The organism is Flavobacterium lipolyticum (assembly GCF_020905335.1).
GTDB lineage: Bacteria > Bacteroidota > Bacteroidia > Flavobacteriales > Flavobacteriaceae > Flavobacterium > Flavobacterium lipolyticum.
Map to the genome: position 1 here is coordinate 3,267,815 of NZ_JAJJMN010000001.1, position 25,157 is coordinate 3,292,971.

Annotated in this window: 16 protein-coding genes; 15 read left to right on the plus strand and 1 reads right to left on the minus strand. The window is 34.5% G+C overall.

Translation table 11 applies throughout. The annotated features are described in order from the left end of the window. The first annotated feature begins 59 nt into the window (after positions 1 to 59). The 14 genes from LNQ34_RS13980 (at position 60) to LNQ34_RS14045 (ending at position 22,107) form a co-directional block, all read left to right on the plus strand. Positions 60 to 6,032, plus strand: coding sequence for a non-ribosomal peptide synthetase (locus LNQ34_RS13980; RefSeq protein ID WP_230000176.1), 5,973 nt, complete (start codon positions 60 to 62; stop codon positions 6,030 to 6,032). A 187-nt stretch (positions 6,033 to 6,219) separates the two neighbouring features. Then, positions 6,220 to 7,845 (plus strand): MBL fold metallo-hydrolase, encoded by a 1,626-nt coding sequence (locus LNQ34_RS13985; protein WP_202702725.1) that lies wholly within the window; start codon positions 6,220 to 6,222, stop codon positions 7,843 to 7,845. Between the two features lie 123 nt (positions 7,846 to 7,968). Then, entirely contained in the window at positions 7,969 to 10,302 is a 2,334-nt protein-coding gene (locus LNQ34_RS13990) for a TonB-dependent receptor (protein WP_202702726.1), read from the plus strand. Between the two features lie 29 nt (positions 10,303 to 10,331). Beyond that, positions 10,332 to 11,054 (plus strand): thioesterase II family protein, encoded by a 723-nt coding sequence (locus LNQ34_RS13995; RefSeq protein WP_202702727.1) that lies wholly within the window; start codon positions 10,332 to 10,334, stop codon positions 11,052 to 11,054. A gap of 161 nt (positions 11,055 to 11,215) precedes the next feature. Continuing rightward, positions 11,216 to 12,868, plus strand: coding sequence for a cyclic peptide export ABC transporter (locus tag LNQ34_RS14000; RefSeq protein ID WP_230000177.1), 1,653 nt, complete (start codon positions 11,216 to 11,218; stop codon positions 12,866 to 12,868). Between the two features lie 164 nt (positions 12,869 to 13,032). Next, a complete protein-coding gene (locus LNQ34_RS14005; RefSeq protein ID WP_230000178.1) occupies positions 13,033 to 15,408 on the plus strand; it encodes a penicillin acylase family protein in 2,376 nt (791 codons plus the stop codon). Continuing rightward, complete coding sequence (locus LNQ34_RS14010) at positions 15,408 to 15,779, plus strand: hypothetical protein (protein WP_202702730.1); 372 nt, start codon at positions 15,408 to 15,410, stop codon at positions 15,777 to 15,779. Before LNQ34_RS14005 ends, LNQ34_RS14010 begins: the two co-directional genes overlap by 1 nt. A gap of 100 nt (positions 15,780 to 15,879) precedes the next feature. Beyond that, on the plus strand, positions 15,880 to 16,038 hold the full coding sequence (locus LNQ34_RS14015; RefSeq protein WP_202702731.1) for a hypothetical protein: 159 nt from the start codon (positions 15,880 to 15,882) through the stop codon (positions 16,036 to 16,038). A 302-nt stretch (positions 16,039 to 16,340) separates the two neighbouring features. Further along, positions 16,341 to 17,039 (plus strand): 4'-phosphopantetheinyl transferase family protein, encoded by a 699-nt coding sequence (locus tag LNQ34_RS14020; RefSeq protein ID WP_230000179.1) that lies wholly within the window; start codon positions 16,341 to 16,343, stop codon positions 17,037 to 17,039. 450 nt (positions 17,040 to 17,489) lie between these two features. Continuing rightward, positions 17,490 to 18,521 carry a helix-turn-helix domain-containing protein gene (locus LNQ34_RS14025; protein ID WP_230000180.1) on the plus strand — a complete coding sequence of 344 codons (1,032 nt, stop codon included), beginning with the start codon at positions 17,490 to 17,492 and terminating at the stop codon, positions 18,519 to 18,521. A gap of 104 nt (positions 18,522 to 18,625) precedes the next feature. After that, positions 18,626 to 19,087: a nuclear transport factor 2 family protein gene (locus tag LNQ34_RS14030; protein WP_202702734.1), complete on the plus strand. Its 462-nt coding sequence runs from the start codon at positions 18,626 to 18,628 to the stop codon at positions 19,085 to 19,087. Positions 19,088 to 19,131: 44 nt separating this feature from the next. Then, positions 19,132 to 20,265: a nuclear transport factor 2 family protein gene (locus LNQ34_RS14035; RefSeq protein ID WP_230000181.1), complete on the plus strand. Its 1,134-nt coding sequence runs from the start codon at positions 19,132 to 19,134 to the stop codon at positions 20,263 to 20,265. Between the two features lie 698 nt (positions 20,266 to 20,963). Then, entirely contained in the window at positions 20,964 to 21,110 is a 147-nt protein-coding gene (locus LNQ34_RS14040; RefSeq protein ID WP_202702736.1) for a hypothetical protein, read from the plus strand. Between the two features lie 313 nt (positions 21,111 to 21,423). Continuing rightward, the gene (locus tag LNQ34_RS14045; RefSeq protein ID WP_230000182.1) at positions 21,424 to 22,107 is read left to right on the plus strand and encodes a GNAT family N-acetyltransferase; all 684 of its coding nucleotides are present in this window, start codon (positions 21,424 to 21,426) and stop codon (positions 22,105 to 22,107) included. Between the two features lie 217 nt (positions 22,108 to 22,324). Here the strand turns inward: LNQ34_RS14045 and LNQ34_RS14050 are convergent, their stop codons facing one another. Then, positions 22,325 to 22,885, minus strand: a complete 561-nt coding sequence (locus LNQ34_RS14050; protein ID WP_230000183.1) for a hypothetical protein — start codon at positions 22,883 to 22,885, stop codon at positions 22,325 to 22,327. Between the two features lie 962 nt (positions 22,886 to 23,847). Here LNQ34_RS14050 and LNQ34_RS14055 point away from each other — a divergent pair. After that, the gene (locus LNQ34_RS14055) at positions 23,848 to 25,074 is read left to right on the plus strand and encodes a hypothetical protein (RefSeq protein WP_230000184.1); all 1,227 of its coding nucleotides are present in this window, start codon (positions 23,848 to 23,850) and stop codon (positions 25,072 to 25,074) included. Positions 25,075 to 25,157: the final 83 nt, after the last annotated feature.

Consider the following 25,157-nt stretch of genomic DNA (forward strand, 5'->3'; position numbering starts at 1 on the left):
ACAATATTTTTATTAACTATTTGAAGGCAAAACACTTTGGCTTCTAAAAACACAATATCATGGTTGATTTATTAAATGAAATACATCAGAACAATATAACACTGTCTCTAGACGGCGAAAATCTTAAACTTGGTTTTAAAGATGAGGTGATGGATGAGGTGCTTATCACTAAAATAAGAGATAACAAACAGGAAATAATATCTTATTTAAGTAAATACACCCTGCTGAATAAAGAAAACAGGATTACGAAAGTAGAAGCGGGCGAAAGTTATGAAGTCTCTTCCAGTCAGCTTCGTATGTTGTCTTCTATATTAATTGATACGGGTGTCAAAGGATATAACTATTCAATTCCTAACTTGGTTCGTTTTCAGCAAAAAATAAATGTCAGCCATTTTAAACAGGCAGTCTACAATACGATAGACCGACATGAATCTTTACGTACCGTATTTAAAATTAACGAAGAGGGGCAAATCCGACAATACGTTCTCCAAAAAGAAGACATAAATTTTAAAATTGACTTTCAGGATTTCAGAACACAGGAAGATAAGGAAAAACAAATAAAAAACATTACGAAGAACGACAAAGAAAAACCGTTTGATATAGAACACGGGCCTTTGTTACGCATTTGTTTATTTCAATTAGCAGATAGTGAATTCATCCTGTATTGCAATATTCATCACGTTATAAGTGATTCCTGGTCGCTGGATGTTTTATTTAAAGATATTTTTGAATTTTACTCTGCTCTTGAATCGGGCGTAGAACACAAGTTGCCAGCGCTGAATATTCAGTACAAAGATTATGCGGCCTGGCAAAACAAACAATTGGAGAAAGGTCTTTTTAAGAAACAGGAAGACTATTTTAAAGCAACATTTTCAGGAGAAATTCCGGTGCTTAATTTTACCAATAATAAAACCAGACCCGCCGAGAGAACCATCAACGGATTTGCTCTTAAGTCCTATCTTTCGAAAGAAACTACGACAGCGTTCAGAGCACTTTGTACACATAACGGAGGAAGTGTCTTTATGGGATTATTGGCCGTATGGAACGTGCTATTTTACAAATATACCAACAGCAAGGATATTATTATAGGTACAGCAGTAGCAGGAAGAGACCATGCTGATTTGAAGGAACAGGTAGGCTGTTACATCAATTCATTGCCCCTTCGAAATACAATAGATCCCGGGCAAACTTTTAACGCATTTTTTAATAGCGTAAAAGAGAATACGCTTGATGCTTTAAACGGACAATTTTACCCATTTGAACGCTTGGTAAAACTGATAAACTATAACAGAGAGCGATCAAGATCTCCTTTATTTGATGTAATGCTTTTATTGCAAAATGCAGTGGATCATAGTAATATTACGTTAGAGGAAAACCAAATAGGTGCTATAAGAGAATTAGGAAAAACCTCGGCACTAACAGATCTTGATATCAATTTTCTTGAAGAAGGAGACTACTTATCGTGTCATTTAGCATACAATACAGATGTTTTTGAAGCAGAATATGTTACAAATCTCCTAATACATTTTAGACAATTAGTCGAAACCATTGTTTTAAATCCCAATACTGCAATTGAGGAGCTTGATTATTTATCTGTAAAAGAAAAAGAACAGTTACTGTTTGATTTTAATGATATAGTATTGGAATATGACCCTAAAGAAACCTTGTTGTCAGGGTTTGATAAACAGGTACAGCGATCTCCTGATACTATTGCCCTGGTGGCGGGCGGAAAGAAATTTACCTATGAGGCCTTAGACAAAATCTCAACAGACTTTGCCCATTACATTCGAAAACATTATCAGGTCACAAAAGGAAACCTGATTGGCATACAGCTGGACCGTGACGAATGGAGCATTATCTCAATGCTTGGTATTCTAAAATCAGGCTGTGCTTACGTTCCAATCGCTCCCGATATGCCAGTTCATATCAAAGAGCACATCATTTCGGATACGCAGTTGAACCTACTGATTACTACAACTTCATACTCGTCTGATCTGGATTTTTATACTGGAGCTATTATGAAAGTAGATACCGGTTTTGATGCCAGCGATTGCGAAACAACGACGATTGAAGTAGGAACTTCAGATCTTGCCTATATTATATTTACTTCCGGATCAACGGGGCTGCCAAAAGGCGTGATGATCGAACAGGGGCAGATTGTAAATACCATCCTCTCTCAAATTGATTATTTCAAATTAGACCAAAACAGCAGAGGTTTACAATTCGCTCCCTTTTCTTTTGATGCTTCTGTATGGGAAATTTTTATGATTCTTTTATCAGGAGGAAGTCTCTACATTATTGGAGAGAAGCAGCGTAAAGATGTCAGCGTACTCACTCAATACATAAAAGAAAATAAAATCACTATTGTTACCTTACCACCTTCCTATCTGGCTTTGATGAACATTGAGGATTTGCAGCAGGTCGAACATTTAATTACCGCAGGAGAAGCACCGGATTACGAAATTATCAAACCATTTTTAGCCTATGGGAACTATTATAATGCCTATGGTCCTACAGAAGCGAGTATTTGTGGCACCATATTTAAAATGCCCAAAAACAGCCAGCCGGATTATGACAGTATCCCTATCGGAAAACCAATAGCGAACGCTAAAATCCATATCCTTGACGAGCATCACCAACTGGTTCCTGTTGGTGTAGCTGGAGAAATATGTATCGGCGGAACAGGTGTTGGAAGAGGGTATCTCAATAGAGAAGAACTCACAAAAAATAAATTTATCAAAAGTCAGTTCCATCACAATGAAAGACTTTACAAAACGGGAGATTTAGGAAAATGGACTAAAGAGGGAAGCATTATTTACATTGGACGTAATGACGAGCAGGTAAAAATAAGAGGATACCGTGTAGAATTAAGTGCTATTGAACATCAGTTATTGTCGCATGAAAAAATAGACGAAGCTGTTGTAATCGTACAAAATGACGGTAGAGAAAATAAAGAACTCGTAGCTTACATTGTCATGACTGCTCCGGTAAGCATAGAAGAATTAAGAGCTTTTTTATCAAAAATTCTTCCGGACTACATGATCCCGACCAGTTTTATCTTTTTAGACAAAATACCATTAACCCTAAACGGTAAAGTAGACAGAAAAGCACTCGTAAAAACAGTAGGGGTTGAATTGTACAGTGAAGTAGAATATGTGGCACCAACCACTGCCGAAGAAAAGATTCTGGTTGAGGTTTGCGAAAAAGTTCTCGATAAAAAGAACATCGGTATAAAAGACGACTTCTTCAGTTTGGGAGGAGAATCCATCAAAGCGGTTATGTTAATTGCAAGCTTAAAGCAAAAGGGATTTGTACTAAAAGTAGATCATATTCTGAGAAATCCTATACTCGAAGATTTGACAAAATTAATGACTTTAAATACAAGAAATATTGACCAGTCAGAAGTTACAGGTGAAATTTTACTAACGCCAATTCAACATTATTTCTTTGCTAATTCGGCTATTAAAGAAAAACAGCATTACAATCAATCGGTTCTTTTAAAAGCAAAAGAAACCATTAGTTCAGTAAGTCTAATAAAGGCATTAACACAAATTGTCAACCATCATGATGCCCTGCGCATTCATTTTGAAAAAGAAAATGAAGTCTGGAAACAGCGTAATTTAAATAGTACGGTCTTTAATTTTGATATTGAATTGTATGATTTAAGAGATGAAGACGATGCGCTTTCTGCCATGAAAATAATAGGTGAGGAAATTCAGTCCGGTTTTAATCTGCAAAATGAAAGACTGATAAGAGCAGTCGTTTTTAAACTAAAAGATGGAGATAGACTGGCTCTCTTTGTCCATCATTTAATCATCGACGGGGTATCATGGCGCATATTGTTACAGGATTTGTCGGAAGCCTACGCACACCATCAAAGAGGCGAACAATACGAATTGCCACTAAAGACAGATTCGTATCAATATTGGGCTAAGGGCTTGCATCAATATGCCTCCGGTCTAACATTAGAAAAAGAAAGGTTATTTTGGGAAGAGCATTGTTCCTTAGACATTCCGCAGCTGCCTGCTGATTTCGAGCCTGCTGAGGTATATTACCACGACCGAAAAGAGACTTTTTTACTGGATAAAGAATACACCAATAAATTGCAGACTCAGATTTCGAAACAATATACGATCGAGATTAATGAGACTTTGATTAGCGGTTTAGGTCTTGCATTAGCTGAAGTTTTTCAGGTAAAAAGAACGGTGCTCAAAATGGAGGGCCACGGCAGAGAAGACATTTTACCTGCAACGGATATCAGTAGGACTATTGGCTGGTTTACTTCTGTTTTTCCTTTTGTTTTAGAAATAGCCTCCTCAGATACTATCGAGAACATTCTTAAAATTAAAAAAGACCTAAGCAGAATTCCTCAAAAAGGCATTGGGTATGGCATTCTTAATTTTTTGAATAAAGAATCAAATCTGGAAAGAGAAACTTGTATCGAGTTTAATTATTTGGGTGATTTTGGCAGCAAAGTAGGGACGAACGAAACCTCCTCTTTTGACTTCTCAACCGAATCAATCGGAGCTCCTTTTAGCGAGAAAAACGGTAGTGATGCTAAACTAAGTATAAATGGGATTATTTCTTCCGGTCAATTAATGATTACTGTCGCATATTCCTCTGAAACGTTTAAGACAGCAACAATTCAACGTCTTGTAAAAACATATCAGGCAAAACTGGAGCAAACCATTGATGATTTGGTTAGAACAGAAAAAGAACAGAACAAACCAATAACCATTGACGATCAAAAAGACATCACGGAGCAAATACAAATTCAGGAGGATTGGGTGGCGATATCTGAGAATCAGAGAAGAATTTTGCAATTCCCGCAATCGCACGGAAGATTTGGGCCAATCGTTATTTCCGATTTTTCCAAAGACTCATTTGAAAATAAGTTCAGAGAATTTTTAGGACTTTTCCCTTTCTTGAATGTGAAATTCAAAAAAGAGAGTGATGGGGCTATTTCCCAAAAATACATTTCCAATCAGGAAGTGAATTTAGAAATAAAAATCGTCGATGATTATAAGGAAACGGAAAGAGAAAAAGCAGAGATAGCATTGGAGGCTTTTTTTACATCACCGTACGATCTGTACGATAACAGCTCCCTGATTAGATTGTTTTTGATCGCTGATACCACAGACAAGACCTACCTTTTTGTAAGCATTCATCATGCGGTTACCGATATGTACACCAATTCGATTGTACATCAAAATCTGCAAAACTTTTTTGCCGGTAAGCCAATCGAAAATAAGTATAAATCGAATTATGAATTCATAGCCTGGCAACAGCAATTTCTAAAATCAGAAACAGCCTGTGAACAGCGCGATTACTGGAAAGAATATCTGAAAGGTTTTGACATGGTAAATCAGAATCAGGTTCATAATAATTTTATCGACTGTGTGACACAAAAGATAATCGTTAAAGGAGAAAACTTCCAAAAACTGATACAAAAAGCAGATAAAATGAATTTGCCAATAACAGCAATTTGTATTGCAGCACATCAAAAGTTGCTACATCAGGTAAAGAATAATGATAAGCATTTGCAATTAACCATTGTCAACGGAAGAGAAGAATTTACCAAAGAAATTGAAATCAATAAAATTCTGGGTGTACTTAATAATTTTTTACCCGTGGGGGTTTTAGATTCTTCAGCTTATTCATCTCATAAAGACTTTATCCTTGCGGTGTATGCTGATTATCTTCAGTCTCGTCTTTATCAAACCATTCCTTACGAAATCATTCGAAACGATTACAAAGAAATGACAGCAGTTGATATAGAAGGAGCAATAGGAGGGACATTTAATTATCGCGTAGTTGATCATAAAACAATAGAAGATTCTGTTTCGGGAGAAGTAATCACTACAAGTTACAACAAGAACAATTTCAATACAGGTTTAGATCTTAAATGCTTGCTTTATGAAAATGGAATTCTTTTAGATTTAACATACCCTGTGAGTTATAAAGCAGCTTCTGAAAAATCTTTTGAACTGGATTTTTTCCTTAAAGACTGTTTGTATCCTCTCTTGGAGTAACTCTTTTTAAGAGCACATTTTCACTAATAAATTTATTGATTCTAAGTAGTTTGGAGGTTTAGAGATCAACTGTTTTTATCCAAAAACAGTTGTATGCTGTAGACTTCTAAAGGATAGATTTTGTCCAGACTTAACATAATAACATTCCAAATTTTAACAATTAATTAATTTAATAAACAATAATATCATGGAAATAGAAAACGAAGATCTTGTATATATCAAGCGTAATTTAGCAATTGAGCCTTTAGTAGACAACTGGTACGCCTGGCCTCACCTGATATCACCTGCAACTGCTGCAATGAATATTAAAGACAGACATTTGAAAATTATGTCATCCTATGTTCAAAATCCTATGATCCATGCTGCAGCAGTAAAAACACCTAAAATGTTAGGAGGCCCTTTTATTGACTATGATGGGAAAAGAGTTGATGAAATCAAAGGACTGATTGATAATACCAAAGAGCAGTGCGCTGATCTTTTAGCATTTAGAGAAGATGTATTTGCCCTTAACGACATGCTAAAAAAAGAAGCTAAAGGATATGCTCTGACTGAATTATACAACAAAGTACCGGAAAGCCTGCAAGGACTTGTAGAATTAGTGTATGATATTAATAACAATCCATCGTTCCGTTTTTTTGAATCCTTATTGTACGAAACGGAATTTTACAAAGAATCACTTCAAAGTTTCAATTTGTTTTTAGTACATGATGATGATTCAAGATCCTTTGTGCTTAGTACGCCAAAACTGCCGGGAGAGGATATTTTACGAGTAAACTTACCTTTTAAAAGTGAAAAAATTGATCTGTTGTTTGAGATGGAAGATCATCCGAAAACATTTAAAGAAATCTCAGAAATATTTGAGATCGAACCGGAAGACATTCCTTTATTTAAATCTTTTTTTACAAAAGAAAAGGCTAAAAAATACGAACGATATACAGGAGATGGTGTACTGACAAGATATTTTGGACATGCCTGTATTCTTACGGAAACCAAAAGCACAACAATATTGGCAGATCCTTTAGTGAGTTATGGTTATGAGTCAGATATATCAAGATACTCTTATGACGATTTACCAGAATCTATAGATTATGTACTGGTAACACACAATCATCAGGATCATATTCTTTTTGAAACATTATTACGACTAAGACGCAAGATCAAAAACATCATCGTTCCTAAAAGCAACGGAGGTTTTCTTCAGGATCCAAATCTAAAATTAATGTTTGAAAGAATTGGATTCAAAAACATTATCGAACTGGGAGAGATGGAAACCATTCATTTTGATGATTGCTCTATAACAGGATTACCGTTTGTAGGGGAACATTGTGATCTGGATGTGAGAAGTAAATTATGCCACCACGTAGCGTATAAAGACGGGTTAAAAGTTCTGTTTGCCGCAGATTCTTGTAATGTATCTCCAAAATTATACGAACGCATTCATAAAGTAATGGGTGATATAGATATTATTTTCTTAGGAATGGAATGCGAAGGAGCACCACTAACCTGGTTATACGGTCCTTTAATGCCCGAAAACTTAGCCAGGGATAAAGACGAATCCAGACGATTGGCCGGATGTAATTTTGAACAGGCTAAAGCTCTCGTGGATGTTTTCAAACCTAGTGAAGTCTTTGTATATGCGATGGGAATGGAACCGTGGTTAAAATACATTAGCTCCATCAAATACACAGATGAATCTATTCCAATTGTAGAGTCAAACAAACTTTTAGAGTATTGTATCGCCAATAATATTGAGCCGGAAAGACTTTACGGAGAGAAAATCGTAGAATATAAAAGAGATCTTGTTCTGTACTAGACAAAGGGCAAGTACTCAGGGTATTATTGTGAAAAGATAATGCCCAAAAAATAATCATTGTAAATAATTAATAAAGATATCATGGTAAAATCAACATTCATATATGCATTAGTATTGTTATGTATGTCTACGCTATACGCCCAGTCACAGACTCAAATATCAGGAATACTTTCAGCAGAGAATCCAAACGAAAAATTAGCCTATGCCTCTGTCATTCTGAAACAGGACGCACTAATTGTAGAAACTGTCATAACAAATGATAAAGGAGAATTTAAGATCGAAGGTGTTAAATCAGGGAAATATACTATTGGATTTCAATTTGTAGGCTTTGAGGATGTTGTCATGCCTCTAACGATAGAGGGGACAAACACCAATATCAATATGGGAAACATTGCTTTAAAAACAAATGTTACCTCACTTAATGAAGTTGTTGTTACAGCAGAAACCTCTCAAATCTCTTTAAAATTGGATAAAAAGGTTTTTGATGTTGGAAAAGATCTAATCTCTAAAGGAGGGTCTGCAACACAGGTATTGGATAATGTTCCGGCAGTAAGGGTTGATCCTTCCGGTAGTGTGAGTCTGAGAGGCAATAGCAACGTGCTTATCCTTATTAATGGAAGAAAATCAGGATTGACTTCACTTCAGGGGTTGGAACAGATTCCGGCAGAATCGATAAAATCCGTCGAAGTGATTACCAATCCGTCATCACGTTATGATGCAGCAGGCTCTGCCGGTATTATCAACATTGTTCTTAAAAAGAATAGCAAACAGGATTTGAGCGGCAGTATGACAGTGGTGGGAGGAATTCCCAATGAGAACAGACTAATGGGAGGTATTAATTATAAAAAAGGAAAATTTAATCTGTTTTCCAATTTTGGAATTCGTTACTCAGATTATGTTGGACTTAATACCAGAGATCAGGTCACTACAGCAAACGGAAATGCAGTTTATTTAAATCAGCGTGAAGATCAGAAGAGACATGATTCTGGAGGGCTGCTTTACATGGGATTGGATTATTTTATAAATGACAACAACAGTATCACCTCTGCATTTTATCGCAATGATACAAAAGACCGTGATAAGAATACGCTGGATTATAACATCTCGGGAGAAAATTCACAGAATCAGCAGATTCAAACTATAGGAGACTCCAGAGAAAACAGAAGTTATAATCAATTGGAGTTCAATTATACCAAAACGTTTAAGAAACCGGACAGAAAATTTACAGTAGACTTCCAGTATGATTTTTGGGACAGTACAAAAGATTTTAATATCGAAAGAAGTACCCTTGTTCCTAATACAGGAGACAAATCTGTTATAAACACAAAATCAAAACGCGCAAGTGATGATGTTGTGATACAGTCAGATTATGTAACTCCCTTAAGTGAGACCGCTAATTTTGAAGTAGGAGCTAAGCTTGAAAACAGAGTAGTATCTACAGGATTTGCCGCAGATGAAAACAACAACGGAACGGTTACACCAATAGAAGGATTCAATAATGGTCTGGACTATAAAGAACAGATTGTGGGAGCATATGCACAGTATGGCAATAAGATAAACAAATTCAGCTTTTTATTGGGACTAAGAACAGAGTACACTTATATTCAGATTAAAAACCAGAATACCGGAGGAATTTTAAGAGACAGTACCTATACAAGATTATTTCCATCTGCAAATCTAAGTTATGCTCTGACCAAAAAAACAACGGCTCAGTTAAATTACAGTCAGAGAATCAACAGACCCAACCTGGATCAGTTAAACCCTTTTCCGGAACTTTTAGATTTTAATTCTCGCATTTTCGGAAACATTAACCTTTTGCCTTCTTTGACCAATGGTGTAGAATTAGGAATTTTAAGCAAAGTAAAAGGATTAGTGCTGAACCCTTCAATTTATTATTCAAGAACTAAAAATGCGTTTCAATACTTCACCTCACAAAATGACGAAGGCGTTTTTGAAACCGTTTTAATTAATCTCGACAGTGAAACCCGATATGGGATCGAAATTTCGGCTCAGTATGCTCCTTTGAAATGGTTGTCTCTTAATGCAGAGATTAATGCTTATGGTTTTACTAAAGAAGGAAGTGCAGACAACGTTAATCTGGACATTTCAAACGAGACCTGGAAAGCAACCTTATTAACTCAGATTAAGTTACCAAAAAACTTTACATTTCAAAGTAAGTTAGATTATCAGGCTGCTGTTAGTGATGCTCAGACCAGAACGAAATCTTATTATTACCTGAATGTTGCTTTTGGAAAATCATTGTTTAAAAATAATGGGTCATTATCGTTGGCGGCAAGTAATATTTTCAATACCCGAAAAATAAGAGAGACCACGGTAGGTTCAGACTTTGTAGTGCATGAAATGACCAACTTTAATGCAGCCCGATGGACTCTAAGTTTTAATTATAAATTCAATAAGGGGAAAAACAGGAAAGAACATCAAAGTAACAGGAATTAAAAAATATGTTGGATTAAAAGAAAAAAGCTATGTATCTCAACCAAAAAACGCAACTATTTTTGCTGCATTTTGCAGGGGGAAGCTGTTACTCTTTTGATTTTCTAAAAAATGATATTCAGAATAATTTCGAATGTCATGCTTTAGAACTTCCCGGAAGAGGCAGAAGAAATCAGGAGTCGCATCTTTTTAAGAAAGAAGACGCGGTTCATGATTATGTTTCCCAAATAAAAAGACTCAGAAAAAGCAATCTGCCCTACCTGATTTATGGTCATAGTATGGGAGCCACTTTAGGGCTTTCCGTAACAAAAAAAATGGAAGAAGAGGCAGATTCACCTACCATGTTATTGGTTTCCGGTAATGCCGGCCCCGGTGTTTATGTTAATGATATTGAAAGACACACCCTAAACGATACCGAGTTTAAAAAAGAATTGAGGTCTTTAGGAGGTGTTCCGGAACAAATATTGGAAGACGAAGATCTCTACAATTATTTCAGTCCAATCATGAGAGCTGATTTTCAAATTCTGGAAAAGGACAAACATTTTGAAGCAGGTCTTATTTTGAATACGCCCATTTTTGCGATCATGGGCGATGAGGAAAAAACAGTTTCGGAAATTGAAAACTGGAAAACTTATACAAACAGACAATTTGACTATAAAGTAGTTCCAGGCAACCATTTCTTTATTCACAGACAAGTAAAAACACTCGCAAAAATTATTAAGGAATGTGCTGCAGATTCGTTAGTAGGGGTATAAAATTTAAAGCTGAGGTTGCATCGGCTCTTCTTACCGCTATAACACAGTCGTCTGATGATAAGTTCGCTAAAGCGTTATTTTCCCACTAAAATAGCATAAAGTAAATAGACATCCCCTGCGTCGTGGGGTTGGGGATCATTTATAATTTTTAAAAAAAAGACATGAAAAATAATGTATCAGAGAACAGCAATTCTCAATTGATCCCTTTAAAACCCTTAATAGGATATTCTTTGCTGGCTATAATTTCGGGATTGTCAGGATTTGCATTTATAACGATTATTAATAAAATTATAAGTAACTCTATTACTGCTACAGAAACACAGCCAATGCAAAACTATCTCTATATGTTTGCAGGTACAATTGTTATCTTTTTTGTTTCCCGAAGATGGCTGGCTGGCGGTGTAATTAAGCTGTCTCAGAAAATATACTGGGACATTAGAAAAGACGTAATAAAGCTTATTCTTAAAGCCCCCTACAGAAAACTTCAGGAATATAAAGAAGAAGTTTATGCCACACTAACTACAGATGTAAACCATGTTTCAAATGCATCGCTGATGGTTATTACTTTTTTTTCTTCGATCATTCTTATAGCGGCTTGCTTGGTGTATATGGCCTTTTTATCGTTAAAACTGTTAGGAGTCAGCACTGTTGTTATAGCACTTGGAGTACTCATATATGCACTCCGATCAAAGTCCAGTAATACGCAAATAAAAGAAGTACGAGAACTAGAAAAAACATTCATTACAATTTTTAATAGTATTCTTAACGGGGCAAAAGAAATCAATATTAATGCCGACAAAGGAACTCAGATTTATGATCAGAGATTAATGAAAGTTGCTACAACCGGAGAAACTAAATATGTAACCGCTCTCCTGAAATATCTTAATAGTGAGATTATAAGTCAGATATTGTTCTATGGGCTTATTACATTTATCCTGGTATTTTCGGGGACTGTATTTCAAACTCCAATAGCGACTAAAGTGAGTTTTACTTTTGTTTTATTATATCTGATGGGGCCCATCGTAAGTGTTATGACAATCATTCCGGTGATGAATAGGGCGACAGTGTCACTTAAAAAAATGAATAAACTAAAAGAAGATCTTGCCAAAATTGAAAAACCGCAGAACGTTAGTCACAAAGGACAATACAAAGATTTTTCAGATTTAAAAATACGCAACTATGCATTTTCCTTTGGCGAAAATCAATTTTCTGTGGGGCCAATAAATTTTGACATTAAAAGAAATGAAGTTGTTTTTATATATGGAGGTAACGGAGAAGGAAAAACGACCTTCATCAATACGATTCTAAACCTTTACAATTTGGATAATGGAGAAGCATATATCGATGGAAAATTAGTACCGTTAAAAGAATTGGAAAAGATAAAAAATCTATTCGCTCCCGTTTTTAGTGACTTTTATCTCTTCGATGCCTTTTACGGAATAGCAGATGTTGATTATGATAAAGTAAATAAATACCTGAAATTATTTGAGTTAGAAGGAAAAGTACAAATAAAAGACGGGTATTTTTCAACAACAAACCTGTCTACAGGACAGCGAAAAAGAATGGCACTAATCAATGTTTTATTAGAAGACAGGCCTATTATTGTACTCGACGAATGGGCAGCAGATCAGGATCCGTATTTCAGACATAAATTTTACACCGAAATTATCGCGACCATAGTTCGGGATGAAGATAAAACAATCATCGCCATCACACACGACGACCGATATTACAATACTGCGGATACCTTGCTGAAAATGGAATATGGTAAATTAGAAAAAACAAACATTTCTGAACTTGCCGAAATCTTTTAGGACGGTTTAGAATTTCCGGATACTTTTTATTAGCCTCGTACAGACTTCTTTTTACTTCCCGGTAAAAAGAAAGGGACTTTATGTGCTTTATAAAATCGAAGAATTAGAATAGAAAACTACTTAACCTTTTAAAATTTATTATTTAAAGATATAATCTCAAGAAAATGAAAAGAAGTAAAATAATTAAAACAGCACTTTTTGTGGTATTGTCCCTGGGCTGGATATTTATCACAACCTTTAATTTAGGGCCATTTGGTTCCCTGGGAAAATTAACAACCTATAAAACAGGCTTGTTGTCTGTGCCTTTACAAAGCGATGGAACGCAAAAAATTCACAGCGATCAAAAATTAGATATTTTTGTAGATAATGTTGGAATTCCCCACATCTATAGTGGTACCAAAAGTGCAGCAGCTTACGGACTGGGATACATGCACGCAAAAGACAGGTACTTCCAGATGGAGATGATCTCAAGGATTGTTCAGGGAAGACTATCAGAATTTGTACCGTTAGGAACCCTAAAATCAGATAAATTCTGGAAGCCGTATGAGTTTGAAAGAAAATCAGAAGAGATACTGGCAGCCTACAAAAAAGATAACCCGGAATTTTATGCTTATCTGCAGGCTTATTCTGATGGGGTAAATGCTTACTTAAACAATAACGAAAATACAGATCCCTTATATAAAGCATTAGGAACAACACCCAGAAAATGGAAAACGGAATATTCGCTGTTATTCACCTGGTATATGAGCTATACGCTGACTTATTTTGATCATCATATCGACCAACAGGAAATTTTAGAGAAGCTGCCGGGACAGGAGATTACTTATTTTTACCCTTTACAGCCGAAAGGAATAAACACCATTTTGCCTTCCGGTTTACTACCTTCCACTGTTAACCTGCCTAACATAGGAGCTCATACTTTGGGGACAGCTTCAGTAGATAACACTCCAGAAGAATCATCATTATTTGATTTAGGAGCTAAATTAATGACCAATCATAAGTTCTATCAAGGTGTAGGAAGTAACAACTGGGTGGTAAACAACACCAAAACAAAAAGTAAAAATAATATTCTGGCAAATGACCCGCACCTGTATTTGACACTTCCGGAAGCTTTTTATGAAGCTCACATTGTAACCGGAAGTTTTAAAACATACGGTTTTACGATTCCTGGTGTTCCAGTGATAGTAAGCGGTCATAATGATAAAATTTCATGGGGTATTACCAATGGAGAATGGGATTTGGTAGACAGATACAAACTTCAGGTAAAAAATGACAGTCTGTACCTATATGAAGGGAAATGGATTCCTTTCCAGGTTAAAAATTATACCATTAAAGTAAAAGGAAAACCTGACTACATAGAAAAGTACAGAAGTACGGTACAAGGAAAAGTTATAAAAGAAGAAAATGGACAGTATTACGCACAGCATTGGTACGCTGCTGAAAAAAGTAACTCTGTAAAAGCAATGTACGAAGTGATGAAGAGTCAGAATTGGGATGGTTTTTCAACAGCATTAAAAGATTATAGCTATCCTCCTCAAAATTTTGCTTACAGCGATGTAAACAATAATATTGGGATTGTGTGTGCGGGTGAATTGCCGGCAAGAAGCAGCGATTATATTGGTCAGGTATTAGACGGTAGCAAAAAGTATGTTCCTGTAAAAGCTTTAGATGCTTTTTGGTCGGCTTATAATCCGGATAAAGGATTTTTGTTTTCTGCCAATCAACAGCCTATTCAGAACAATGTTTACTTTGGAGCACATGGTTCAAAAGACGATTACAGAGCCAAACGTATTTATTCTGTATTAGAAGAAAAGCAAGACTGGTCAGTTCCGGAAATTCAGAAAATGCAAAGTGATGTTGTTGATATTTCCCTTAAAGATTTTAAAACATTAATAAACAACTATCCGCAAAAAGAAAAATACAATAGCATTGTAAAAGAACTAAAAAGCTGGGACGGAAACATGAACGGTGACGGAAATCAGGGATTGGTTTTTGAAATGTTGCGAAAAGTCTCTATAAAAGAAGCGAAGCAATTTGCAAAGACCAAACTGCAGGTAAAACAAGAACCATCGTTACAAAACTTCTTAAAATACCTGAATGATAAAAAGTATACCCTTCCGGGTGGTGATAACAAACAAAAAGTGGTAGATGCTATTTTTGAAAAAACACTGGATACTTTGACACAAACTTACGGCGATCAATGGAAAAAAGTGAGCTACAAAAAGATGTCTAAGTTTGATATCAACAATATGCTTTTCATTCCGGGACTGGGAGAAAAAATTGACAATGCGGGAGGTAATATCAATACCATCAACATCAATACAGAAAAGTTTCATCCAGTCTTCCGTGCGGTATATGAAGTAAAAGACGGAAGCATACAGGCACATACCATTTTGGCTGGAGGTCAGAGTGGTTTGATAAATTCAGCACATTATAAAGATCAAATTGAATCCTGGAGTAAAGGCCAGTACAAGAAAAGCCAATTTGTTAATAATCCTGCTAAACTTAAAAAAATTGTAACCACGATAAAATTTAACTAATGAAAAATATACTAAATTACCTGCCCTTTATAGTTGTATTACTAGCACAATTTTTAATAAACAACTATACCGTAATATTGCTCTTTACCATTTTAACAGGCTTTATTGCCGCTTTTAAAATAGAGCGAAAAAGAGTTTTCTTAAAGTGTTTTATAATTGGGTTGGTGGTAGCAACTACCGTATTCCTTATCTATGAATCGAGAGTGGCATATGTAAAAGATCTTCTGGTAAATCTTGGACTATCAAGTCTTTTTATTTATGTTTTTTTCCCGTTGTTTAATGCTTTAAACACCGCAATTCTTTTCTTTTTTGGTTATAAAACGGGTACGTTGGTTTTAGAAAGAAGACTTGCGAGAACCAGCCAGATATAGACCTTCAAAGAAACCTGTCTGAAGAGGATCAAAAAAACGTATAGTCAAAGCAATCCTCTTAATCTTAAAAAAACACTATCAATTTCTAAACACAAAAAAGATGAAAGATCGTAAGTCAAAATGCAGCTGTGCTAAAAGCGGAGTAATGTGTGCACTTAAATTAAGTTTAATCAAACAAGGAGTATCGGCATCAGACAGTGCGATAAAAAATAAGGCCATTTGTCCTCTAAAGGCGGCAGTGTTGAGTAATGCTTCGTAAGCGGTAATAGAAGTCCCGAAGAATGTAATTCAAAGTGAATAAATCAGCTATATGAGGTCTTCTATAGATTTATGAATAGCCTGATTGAAATAAGATCCGTAAATATTCCCCGAGGATATGAAACAGTCGAAAAAATAGTGTCATTGTTATACATAATGACATCAATAATAAATACTGAGAAAATTATTCAATCATACCTATTGTATTATTGAAATCAAAAAAATATAAAATATTGGTAAAGTCTAATGCAAAATATATAATGAAAAACTCATTGTACATTTTTTATATACGTTAATAGTATTATGCAAAATTCGACACATTACTTAGCCTTTCGTGATTTTGAATCTATCCCTAAAATTGATTTGAAAGAAGATGAATACTACCTATTTCAGCATTCAGGTGATTGCAATCCTGATCAAAGTATTCTGGATTATTATTTGGAATTTTTACCTCAGAAATTTAGAAAGGAAGTACTTAAATATAGAAAATGGGATGACAGATACAACTGTTTGTTTGGAAAACTAATGGTGCGTATGGGATCTCATATATTAGGAAATCATTCGTTTGAATTCGAGAAAATGGTTAAAGACAATTATGGAAAACCCTACATGTTAGGCAGTAACTTTAATTTTAATATCTCGCATAGTGGAAATATGGTAGTATGTGTCTTTAGCAAACAGGAAATAGGTGTTGACATTGAAGAGATCAACGACATCGATTATTCGTTGTTTGAAAATGTTTTTTCTGCTCAGGAATTTGCAGAAATCAATCGTGACGGATTGGATAAATTTTACGAATTCTGGACTAGAAAAGAATCTGTCATTAAAGCGATAGGAAAGGGGATGTCCATTCCGCTTACAGAAATCGAAATCAATACAGGCTACACAACCTATGAAAATGATACCTGGTACACAAAAAGTTTTAAAATTGATAACAAATACTGCTCGATTACCACAAAGTACGATCAGATAAAAGCTCAGGAAATGCAGGTTATATTTTAATAGTCTGTAAATAACATCTGTTTGCTGTTGTGATCAGCCTTGCTTCATAATTGTACCTATGGAGCATTATAAGAAATCAGATTTAACTTTTAAACGAATACTTAATTCAACGAAACCTCCGGGATCTTATGGTTCGGGAGGTTTTTTTATGTGCAGTAACGACTTTTGGATGCAATTTGTTTTATTCGAAAGCGATTACAGCAACAATAATTGTTTAGAACAGAAAAAGAGTTTTCAAAAACATTCAAAAGACATAATATTCAAAAAATAGTGTCTCTTTTAAATTGTCGGTTTTTACTGTGATTGTAATTTTTCTTCACAAAAAAACTTTATCTTGGCAGAGAAAATAGAGGCTGTTTCTTCTGTAAATCCGGCTGATAACCGAGCCTAAAGGGATGCATTAGAAGCAGAGATTACAAAACAATAAACCGTACCAAAAAACAGATAAGAATGTTATCATCACATGAATTGTTATTCTTTTTTAGTGCCTTAGGGGCTTTTAATGGTTTCCTGCTTTCTTTATATTTTGCGGTAAATGCCAAAAAGAAAATTTTTGCAAACTATTTTTTATCCTTGCTGTTACTGGTATTAAGCATCAGAATTATAAAATCGGTTTTCTTTTATTTTAATCCTCACTTATCGAATACTTTTATTCAAATCGGACTTTCGGCCTGCATTCTTATTGGCCCTTTTCTTTTTTTATATCTCAGATCTTACAGTCCCTATTCCAAATCAGTTTGGATTACACATACAATACCTTATTTGGTGATCATGGCAATTCTGGGAAGTCTTTATTCTTATGTCGAGCATCCTCAAATCTGGCGTATGTGGATTGTAAAAGCCATATATCTTCAATGGTTGGTTTATATCGGTTTCTCTTTTAAATATATTCAGCCAATTCTTCAGAAAATCAAAGAGAAGGAGAGCTTAAAAAAGTTAGAAGTATGGTTCCTTAGCATCTATTTTGGAGTTGCATTGGTATGGACTGCCTATACTTTTGCCGCCTATACTTCTTATATCGTCGGAGCATTATCGTTTACCTTTATTTTATACCTGATCATTTTACTTTTAATTTACGGAAATAGCCAGGAAACTACATTCTTTCAGGAAAAAGAGAGATACAAAAACAAAAGCATTGATAAAGAGACATTAGATCTAATGAGTCAAAAATTTTCTGTTATAGTAGAAAAAGAACTTTTTCTGAATTCCAATTTCACTTTGGAAGAAGCGGCAAAAGAATTAAAAGTAAGCAAACATATTTTATCCCAATATGTAAATGAAGTAGTAGGCAAATCCTTCTCCAATCTTATTAAAGAATACAGAATAGAGAAAGCGAAAGAGCTATTAGAAACCGAAAAAAACTATACCATTGAAAGTTTGGGTTATGATAGTGGCTTCAATTCTAAATCAACTTTTTTCACCGCCTTTAAGAAACAAACCGGATTAACCCCTACCGAATATCAAAAACGGTACTCCAAATGAGTTCTAATTTATAGAATGAGACTTCAGTTTTATAATCTAAACCCTGTAAACTAAGACGATACCGGACATTTGCATTCATTATTAATAACTTAAAAAAATTAAAAATGAAAAAAGTGTTTTTATTTATCGGATTAAGTCTGTTGTTTTTTAAATCAAATGCCCAAAGTCAAAATACTACTGATGACTGGAGTTTGATTCAAAAAACACTAAATCTCTACATAGATGGTCAGGCTACTGGCGACTCTGTTAAAGTAGGTCAGGCATTTCACAGTTCCTGGCAGCTGAAAGGTTTCAGAGAAAAAGAATTCGTAGTCGTTCCCAAATCGAAGTATCTGGTAGGATACAAAAAACGAGATGTTAAACCTGATAATTGGTCAGGCCGCATCGTTTCTATTGATTTCACCAATAATGCAGCAAGTGCCAAAGTAGAGATCAGCACTGCAAAACTATTATTTGTAGACTATTTCAATCTTCTGAAAACAGATCAGGGCTGGTTTATTGTAGATAAAATTTCAACCCGTACTCCTCACAAAATCGTTGATGCGGAAGTAAAACCAAAAGGATAGTCCAGTACTTTTTGTTCAAACTAAAACCGATAATCTCCAAAGAAATGTTAAAAATAATCGTTTTATCACTAGTTTTTACGGGGCTGTATCCTCAAAGTATTCACGCACAAAAAAACATACTATTTGTCACCTCAAATCAGGATTTTTATGGCAATACCAAAATAAGTACATCCAATCACTTTGAAGAAATAGTAATTCCGTACGACATATTTACAAAGGCAGGCTACAAGGTAGATTTTATAAGTCCGAAGGGGGGGGCAATTCCTATTGGATACATTAATACTTCCGACAGTATCCAAAAAACATACTTATACAACAGTTGGTTTATGAGCAAATTGAAACAGACCAGAAAGCCTGAAGAAGTTGCGGCTAATGATTATTCTGCAATATTCTATACAGGCGGAGGTGCCGCTATGTTTGGGGTAGCCGAGAACCAGGCCATTCAGAAATTAGCAGGAGCAATCTATAAAAAAAATGGAATTATCTCCACGATTTGCCACGGAACAGCAGGAATTGCTTACTTGAAAAACGAGAATGGAGTTTCACTCTATGCGGGACGAAAAATCACCGGTTTTCCGGATGAATTTGAAAGTAAAGAGATGGCCTATTACCAAACATTTCCCTTTTCGATGAATAAAGCAATCATCGACAATAAAGGTAATTTTGTTTATTCAGAAAAAGGAAGAGACGCTTTTTATATAACTGATGGCAGGTTTGTGACGGGGCAGGATCCTACTTCAGGCACAAAAGTAGCAAATGAGGTTCTAAGATTAATTAGGGAAAACGATAAAGAGACCGGAAATAATACGGTAAAAAGCGACTTTGATCAAATCACCGAAGTTCTGTTAGATTATATGGAAGGTACGGCAGAAGGACAGCCAGAAAGACTGAGAAAAGCCTTCCATCCCAATTTTAACTTATATACAGTAGCCAATGATACATTGTGGACACGTTCCGGTAAACAATATATCGCTAACATAAAAACAGGGGAAAAATTAAACCGAATCGGACGTATTCTTGCCATTGATATGGAGAAAGATGCCGCAATTGCGAAAGTAGAAATTAAAGTACCCAATTGGCGCACTTTTACAGATTACTTTCTAATCCTTAAATACGAAGGAAACTGGAAAATAATACACAAAAGCTACAGTTGGACAGCTATTCCTAAGAAAGAATAAACCATAAAAAAACATCCGCTAACCGCAGTTTGATCAAATACGGTAATCCAATAAAAAGTCAGGATTTTTTCGATTAAATATATTGGGGTAAATTAAAAAGTGAAATATCCTGAAAACCGTTATTTGGGCAAACTGCAACTAGTGGGAGTATTACGTAATAACAAAGATGAGGTCTCCGAAAATGGTTCAAAAATTAATTAAAAACAATCAGATCCTATGATAAACAAATTTTTATTGCCCCTAATTATAGGTTCATTTTGGGTAATAAATATAAAGGCACAAGTCAAAAGCGACCAAAAAAATGATGCTTATATAGTAGGAATTAAAAAGCAGTAGAATATTCCGGGCTTGGCTTTGGCCGTAATAAAGAATGGAGTGCTGAATCAAAAAAAAATTACGGACTAGCAAATATTACAAATGTTACCGCTCCATAACTTTGATACTTTTATCGTTTAGGGGTTTATTTTGCTCTAGTTGAGAAGTTTTTTTTGGAAAAGCAATGTAATCCTTCCATTTTGGATGGATGATCGTATCATTTTGATAGGTATTGGTAAATTGAGAAAGATGTTTTCTGTTTTAGTTGTTTGTTAGTCAGTGTTTTATTCTTTTTGAAAATGTTTTGGCATATCAATTGTCTCTAAAATGTTAATCGGAATACCGATACGAACAGGTGTAAAACAATATAAACTAGAGCAACCATGAATGAAGATAAAACAAGAAAGAAAAAAATAAAGAAATTAGGTATATCAAATAAAGCGATTCGGCAAAAAGACAGAGTTATCAATTTAATGGTATTTACTACGATTTTTTTTATTGCACTTTTAATGATTTCACAAATAGTATAGGTGCGATTGAATATGGACATAGAAAGAGTAAAATTTTCAGTAATCGAGAGTTTTACTTTTTTTGTTTTTAAATAGAATGCAGCTCAAAAAGATCTTTACAGTTGTGGTCTCAAAATGATATGTTTTTATCATTTTGAGACGTTTTTTTTAAGCACAAAAAGTACTTTTTAGATATAATATGCAAGAATATAAGGTTTTAATAGCAATGGAAAGACTATAAAAAATATTGGTATATAAGTTGGATGTAGTGGTTAGCATTTTCATCCTATTGAGGAATAAAGATAGTAACAAATAAAATCCAAACGAAACGATTATGAGAACCATAACCTACAAAATAGAACCTATTGAAAGACATTTTACGTTTTCGACCCTTTTAAAAAAACAACAAGCATCTTCACACCTTAAAGAAGCTGTAGAAATTCCCGATTTTAGTATTGAAAAAGCCAGACCTGTTCATACCTTTTGGATAAAGCAGATTTGTGAGGTAACACTTTCGTCTGCTATAGCTCGCGGAACCGGTATTTCAGGACGTTCTCCTGAGTTTCTTGAAACTAAAATGAAAAAAGGAGAGGCAGTCATAGCCTTCGCCTCAGACGGAAGGTGGGCAGGTTTTTCTTTTATCTCTTCCTGGGAAAATGGAAAGTATGTTTCTAATTCCGGATTAATCGTTGCTCCTGAATTCAGGCACACCGGACTTGCTAAAAGAATTAAAACAAAAATTTTCGAACTCAGTCGCGAGAAATACCCCAATGCCCGTATATTCAGTCTGAGTACAGGTCTTGCGGTCATGAAAATGAACCATGAACTCGGTTTTGAACCCGTTACTTACTCAGAACTGACTACAGATGAAATGTTTTGGGAAAACTGTAAATCCTGTGTAAACTGCCCAATATTGATAAACAAGGAAAGGAAAAATTGTTTGTGTACAGCCATGCTTTATGATCCGAAGAAAAATGAAGGGATAGTAGATCAAGTACAAAATTTAGAGACTGTGTAATAATTAATAAATTGCAACACCAAGTATTAAAGGTATTACTTAAGGTTCCAATCGCAGGAACAGTGAATTTTGAAGATACATTTTTTTGGCTTTAAAGTATTGTAAAAATTAAAAACAACCCCAAGGTTATTTTTAATTTCTCAACGACAATGATATAAATCGCTAGTATATATGAAAATGTTAGATGGAATAATTAACCAGCAACAGATCTGATACATTAGCCATTGTAATCAGGTAATCGGGAAAAAATATCAAGACCTCCATCCCCCATAATTAGAAAATAATTTTCTGACTTTGAGAATCCTAAATATTTATTCCCCTCATAACTATTTTGTTGCAACTCTAGAAAATATTTTTTTCCATTTTTATAATTTAGGAGACTAGGCACCTTGATATTCCAAGTAATATCAACCACTTCTATCTTCCATGTATTATCTTTTGTTAATAAATTACCACCTCCACCTCTTAATCCAAAAATAGACACAGTTTCAGACTTACTTTGAACAAAAAAAGTCAAATTATCATCAGATATACTTTTTTTAAATGAATTCTCATAATCACTAAATATAATATTCTTTTTAAGGATATCATAAATAAAAACTCCATCTGTATTAATCAGTAAAATATTATCATCTGAGAGCCATCCAATTGCTATTGTTCCATTTAGGCGAATAGCTGTATAGTACTCCCATTCAGCTGCTTTCGCGACTAAATTTTCGTCTGATAGTTCATTAAATACACTGACTTCATATTTGTTTTTTAACTCTTGTAATCTCATATGTATGGGGTTATAATTTTATCACTACCAGAAACCTGCCATTTATGAAAACCGTTTATTTTATTGGAATGAACCCCTATTCAATAAAATCCTCCCATAACATGAGCATCTGAAGCAGATATGTTTTTCAATCCTAATGATTGCGGATGTTTTAGTCTCAATATAATACTAGTACATTTTCGAAATTCTCTATGCGTCACGAATATGCTACAAAGATCTTGTTAGATTTTAAAAATGTTAAAAAGTATATAAAAAAAGAAACCTTATAAATCGGTTGATTTTCAGGGTTTTCCGTTAGTTTTAGCCTTTTTGTAAACTTTGAAAAGTCTCTTTTTAAGCTCTCAGCGGAGAAAGAGGCTCCGCCACCTGTATTGTAAGCACCAGTAAACACGGGGTGTCATGTTATGTCAAAAAAAGCAGGGTACTAATAGGGCATTCTTGAAATTCTTGGGTTTATAAACCTTTGTAAAGGTAGGGAAAAAAATCGAGATATAGAATGGAAATTTTAAAAAAGAGACAGTATTAATTTGCTTTTTTGAGCGATATTTTCTTGTTTCTGTCTATTGAAAAATAGTTTCTTTTGTTTGAATTTTTAAATGACATAATCATCTATTTTTTTAGCGAGGGAATTCTAATCTTCTTTTCTCCTGAAATAATTTTCTTTAGGGAAAGTTGCTCAATGTAATATTTGCCAGTATCGTTTTTCATTTCTTCTTTCAGCATCATCTACATGCAAACCAAAGCCGTCTAAATCTGGATATGGTTTGTTTTATGGGTCAAGGGAACGATTAGGATGCTTCCTGCAAGTTGAACTTTTGTTATACCGCAGTTGTGTGCTTTATTTTATACGGAGTTAAAGCTTTTAGAAAGAATTCAAAAAATTATATATTAGCTGATTTTGATTGGAAAAATATCGAAGCAAAATCAGAGTTTATAAAATTATTATTTAATATTTTGAAAAAATGGGAACAGAAAAACCAGTGTGGTTAAAAATAATGGAAAACGGATCTATCGGGGAAGCTACAGCAAGAGAGTTTTTAATTGATAGGTTTTGGATATTAGAGCGTTCCGTTGATATACATGGAGCCGATCTTATTTTTCAGCGTCGGCTGACTTCAAAAAATATACTTGATGTAGAACCGCCGCGTTTCGGAGTAGTTCAAGTAAAATTCTTTCAGGATGAAGATACAACGCAGTACATAGCAAAGGAATATCTAACTGATAGTGATGGAAATGCAAGAAAGGAGTTTTTTGTTCTGGCCATAAATGGATATGAAGATAACAAAACACTGCATTTTCTTACCAGTACGGATATATTAAAAGAAGGAGTTTTAATTGAAGAGGAGTCTTCCAGATACTTTGGCACTTATAGGATCAGCGGCATAATGGTTTTACGGGAAAAAAAATATTTGGTTACTCATAAACGTACAGTGCTGGATAAAATTGAAAATTCTTTAAGGTTAATCTCATTTTCCAGTAACAGAAGATTTCTGACTAATCTCCTCGGTGAAATCAATAGCGAAATTGAAGCACCCTATAATTTAGATATTGCAAATGATTATGGTGATTTCAGAGAAATACAGAATGAATTCAAGAAAAAGACTCAAACTGCTGTCTATAGATTAAAAGATACAATTGATTCATTAAACACTATTTTAGCTGAAGTTGATCCTCTTAAAATTGAGGAAATGATTGATGATTTGGATTATTTTTCAGGGAGAGAGATAGCCATTCCCTATGATGTTGACAAAAACTTTTTTGAAGACGCTAGATATTATAAAGAAAAGCATGATTTTTTAACAGAGAAGATATTACTTCAGAAATTTTTAAAACTGCAGGATGAACTATTAAAGAAAGTGCGCGAACTAGACTATCCCAATACGAAGATATTGGAGAATGAAGAACTACTTATAAAAATTAAGTTTGAAAAAGATCTGGATTTTGATAAATGTTCAGTTAAAATTAATAGAAAGATCGCTTTATCTGCTAGAAAATCTGCTTATGGGTTTGCTGAAGAAATCGGGCCTTTTGAGTTTTCCTATTATTATGTACCTGGTAGAGTCTCCTACCCTGAATTGAAAGAAAAGGGAAAATTTACATGGAAAAATATTAAAGGTGATTTTATTTCTAAAAAAATATCTCATGAAATCATGAATAAAGTTTATGAGGCATTATATTCAATTGATTAGATTTAAAAAGCAGTTAGATAAGGGGCACCTGCATAAAATTTTACCTGACGTTATTTCTGCAGTGGATAGATAAAATACTCAAG

Excerpts from the sequence above, each read along its gene's own strand:
- LNQ34_RS13980 (WP_230000176.1), top strand. The coding sequence starts at position 60 with ATGGTTGATTTATTAAATGAAATACATCAGAACAATATAACACTGTCT.
- LNQ34_RS13985 (WP_202702725.1), top strand. The coding sequence starts at position 6,220 with ATGGAAATAGAAAACGAAGATCTTGTATATATCAAGCGTAATTTAGCA.
- LNQ34_RS13990 (WP_202702726.1), top strand. The coding sequence starts at position 7,969 with ATGTCTACGCTATACGCCCAGTCACAGACTCAAATATCAGGAATACTT.
- LNQ34_RS13995 (WP_202702727.1), top strand. The coding sequence starts at position 10,332 with ATGTATCTCAACCAAAAAACGCAACTATTTTTGCTGCATTTTGCAGGG.
- LNQ34_RS14000 (WP_230000177.1), top strand. The coding sequence starts at position 11,216 with ATGAAAAATAATGTATCAGAGAACAGCAATTCTCAATTGATCCCTTTA.
- LNQ34_RS14005 (WP_230000178.1), top strand. The coding sequence starts at position 13,033 with ATGAAAAGAAGTAAAATAATTAAAACAGCACTTTTTGTGGTATTGTCC.
- LNQ34_RS14010 (WP_202702730.1), top strand. The coding sequence starts at position 15,408 with ATGAAAAATATACTAAATTACCTGCCCTTTATAGTTGTATTACTAGCA.
- LNQ34_RS14015 (WP_202702731.1), top strand. The coding sequence starts at position 15,880 with ATGAAAGATCGTAAGTCAAAATGCAGCTGTGCTAAAAGCGGAGTAATG.
- LNQ34_RS14020 (WP_230000179.1), top strand. The coding sequence starts at position 16,341 with ATGCAAAATTCGACACATTACTTAGCCTTTCGTGATTTTGAATCTATC.
- LNQ34_RS14025 (WP_230000180.1), top strand. The coding sequence starts at position 17,490 with ATGTTATCATCACATGAATTGTTATTCTTTTTTAGTGCCTTAGGGGCT.
- LNQ34_RS14030 (WP_202702734.1), top strand. The coding sequence starts at position 18,626 with ATGAAAAAAGTGTTTTTATTTATCGGATTAAGTCTGTTGTTTTTTAAA.
- LNQ34_RS14035 (WP_230000181.1), top strand. The coding sequence starts at position 19,132 with ATGTTAAAAATAATCGTTTTATCACTAGTTTTTACGGGGCTGTATCCT.
- LNQ34_RS14040 (WP_202702736.1), top strand. The coding sequence starts at position 20,964 with ATGAATGAAGATAAAACAAGAAAGAAAAAAATAAAGAAATTAGGTATA.
- LNQ34_RS14045 (WP_230000182.1), top strand. The coding sequence starts at position 21,424 with ATGAGAACCATAACCTACAAAATAGAACCTATTGAAAGACATTTTACG.
- LNQ34_RS14050 (WP_230000183.1), bottom strand. The coding sequence starts at position 22,885 with ATGAGATTACAAGAGTTAAAAAACAAATATGAAGTCAGTGTATTTAAT.
- LNQ34_RS14055 (WP_230000184.1), top strand. The coding sequence starts at position 23,848 with ATGGGAACAGAAAAACCAGTGTGGTTAAAAATAATGGAAAACGGATCT.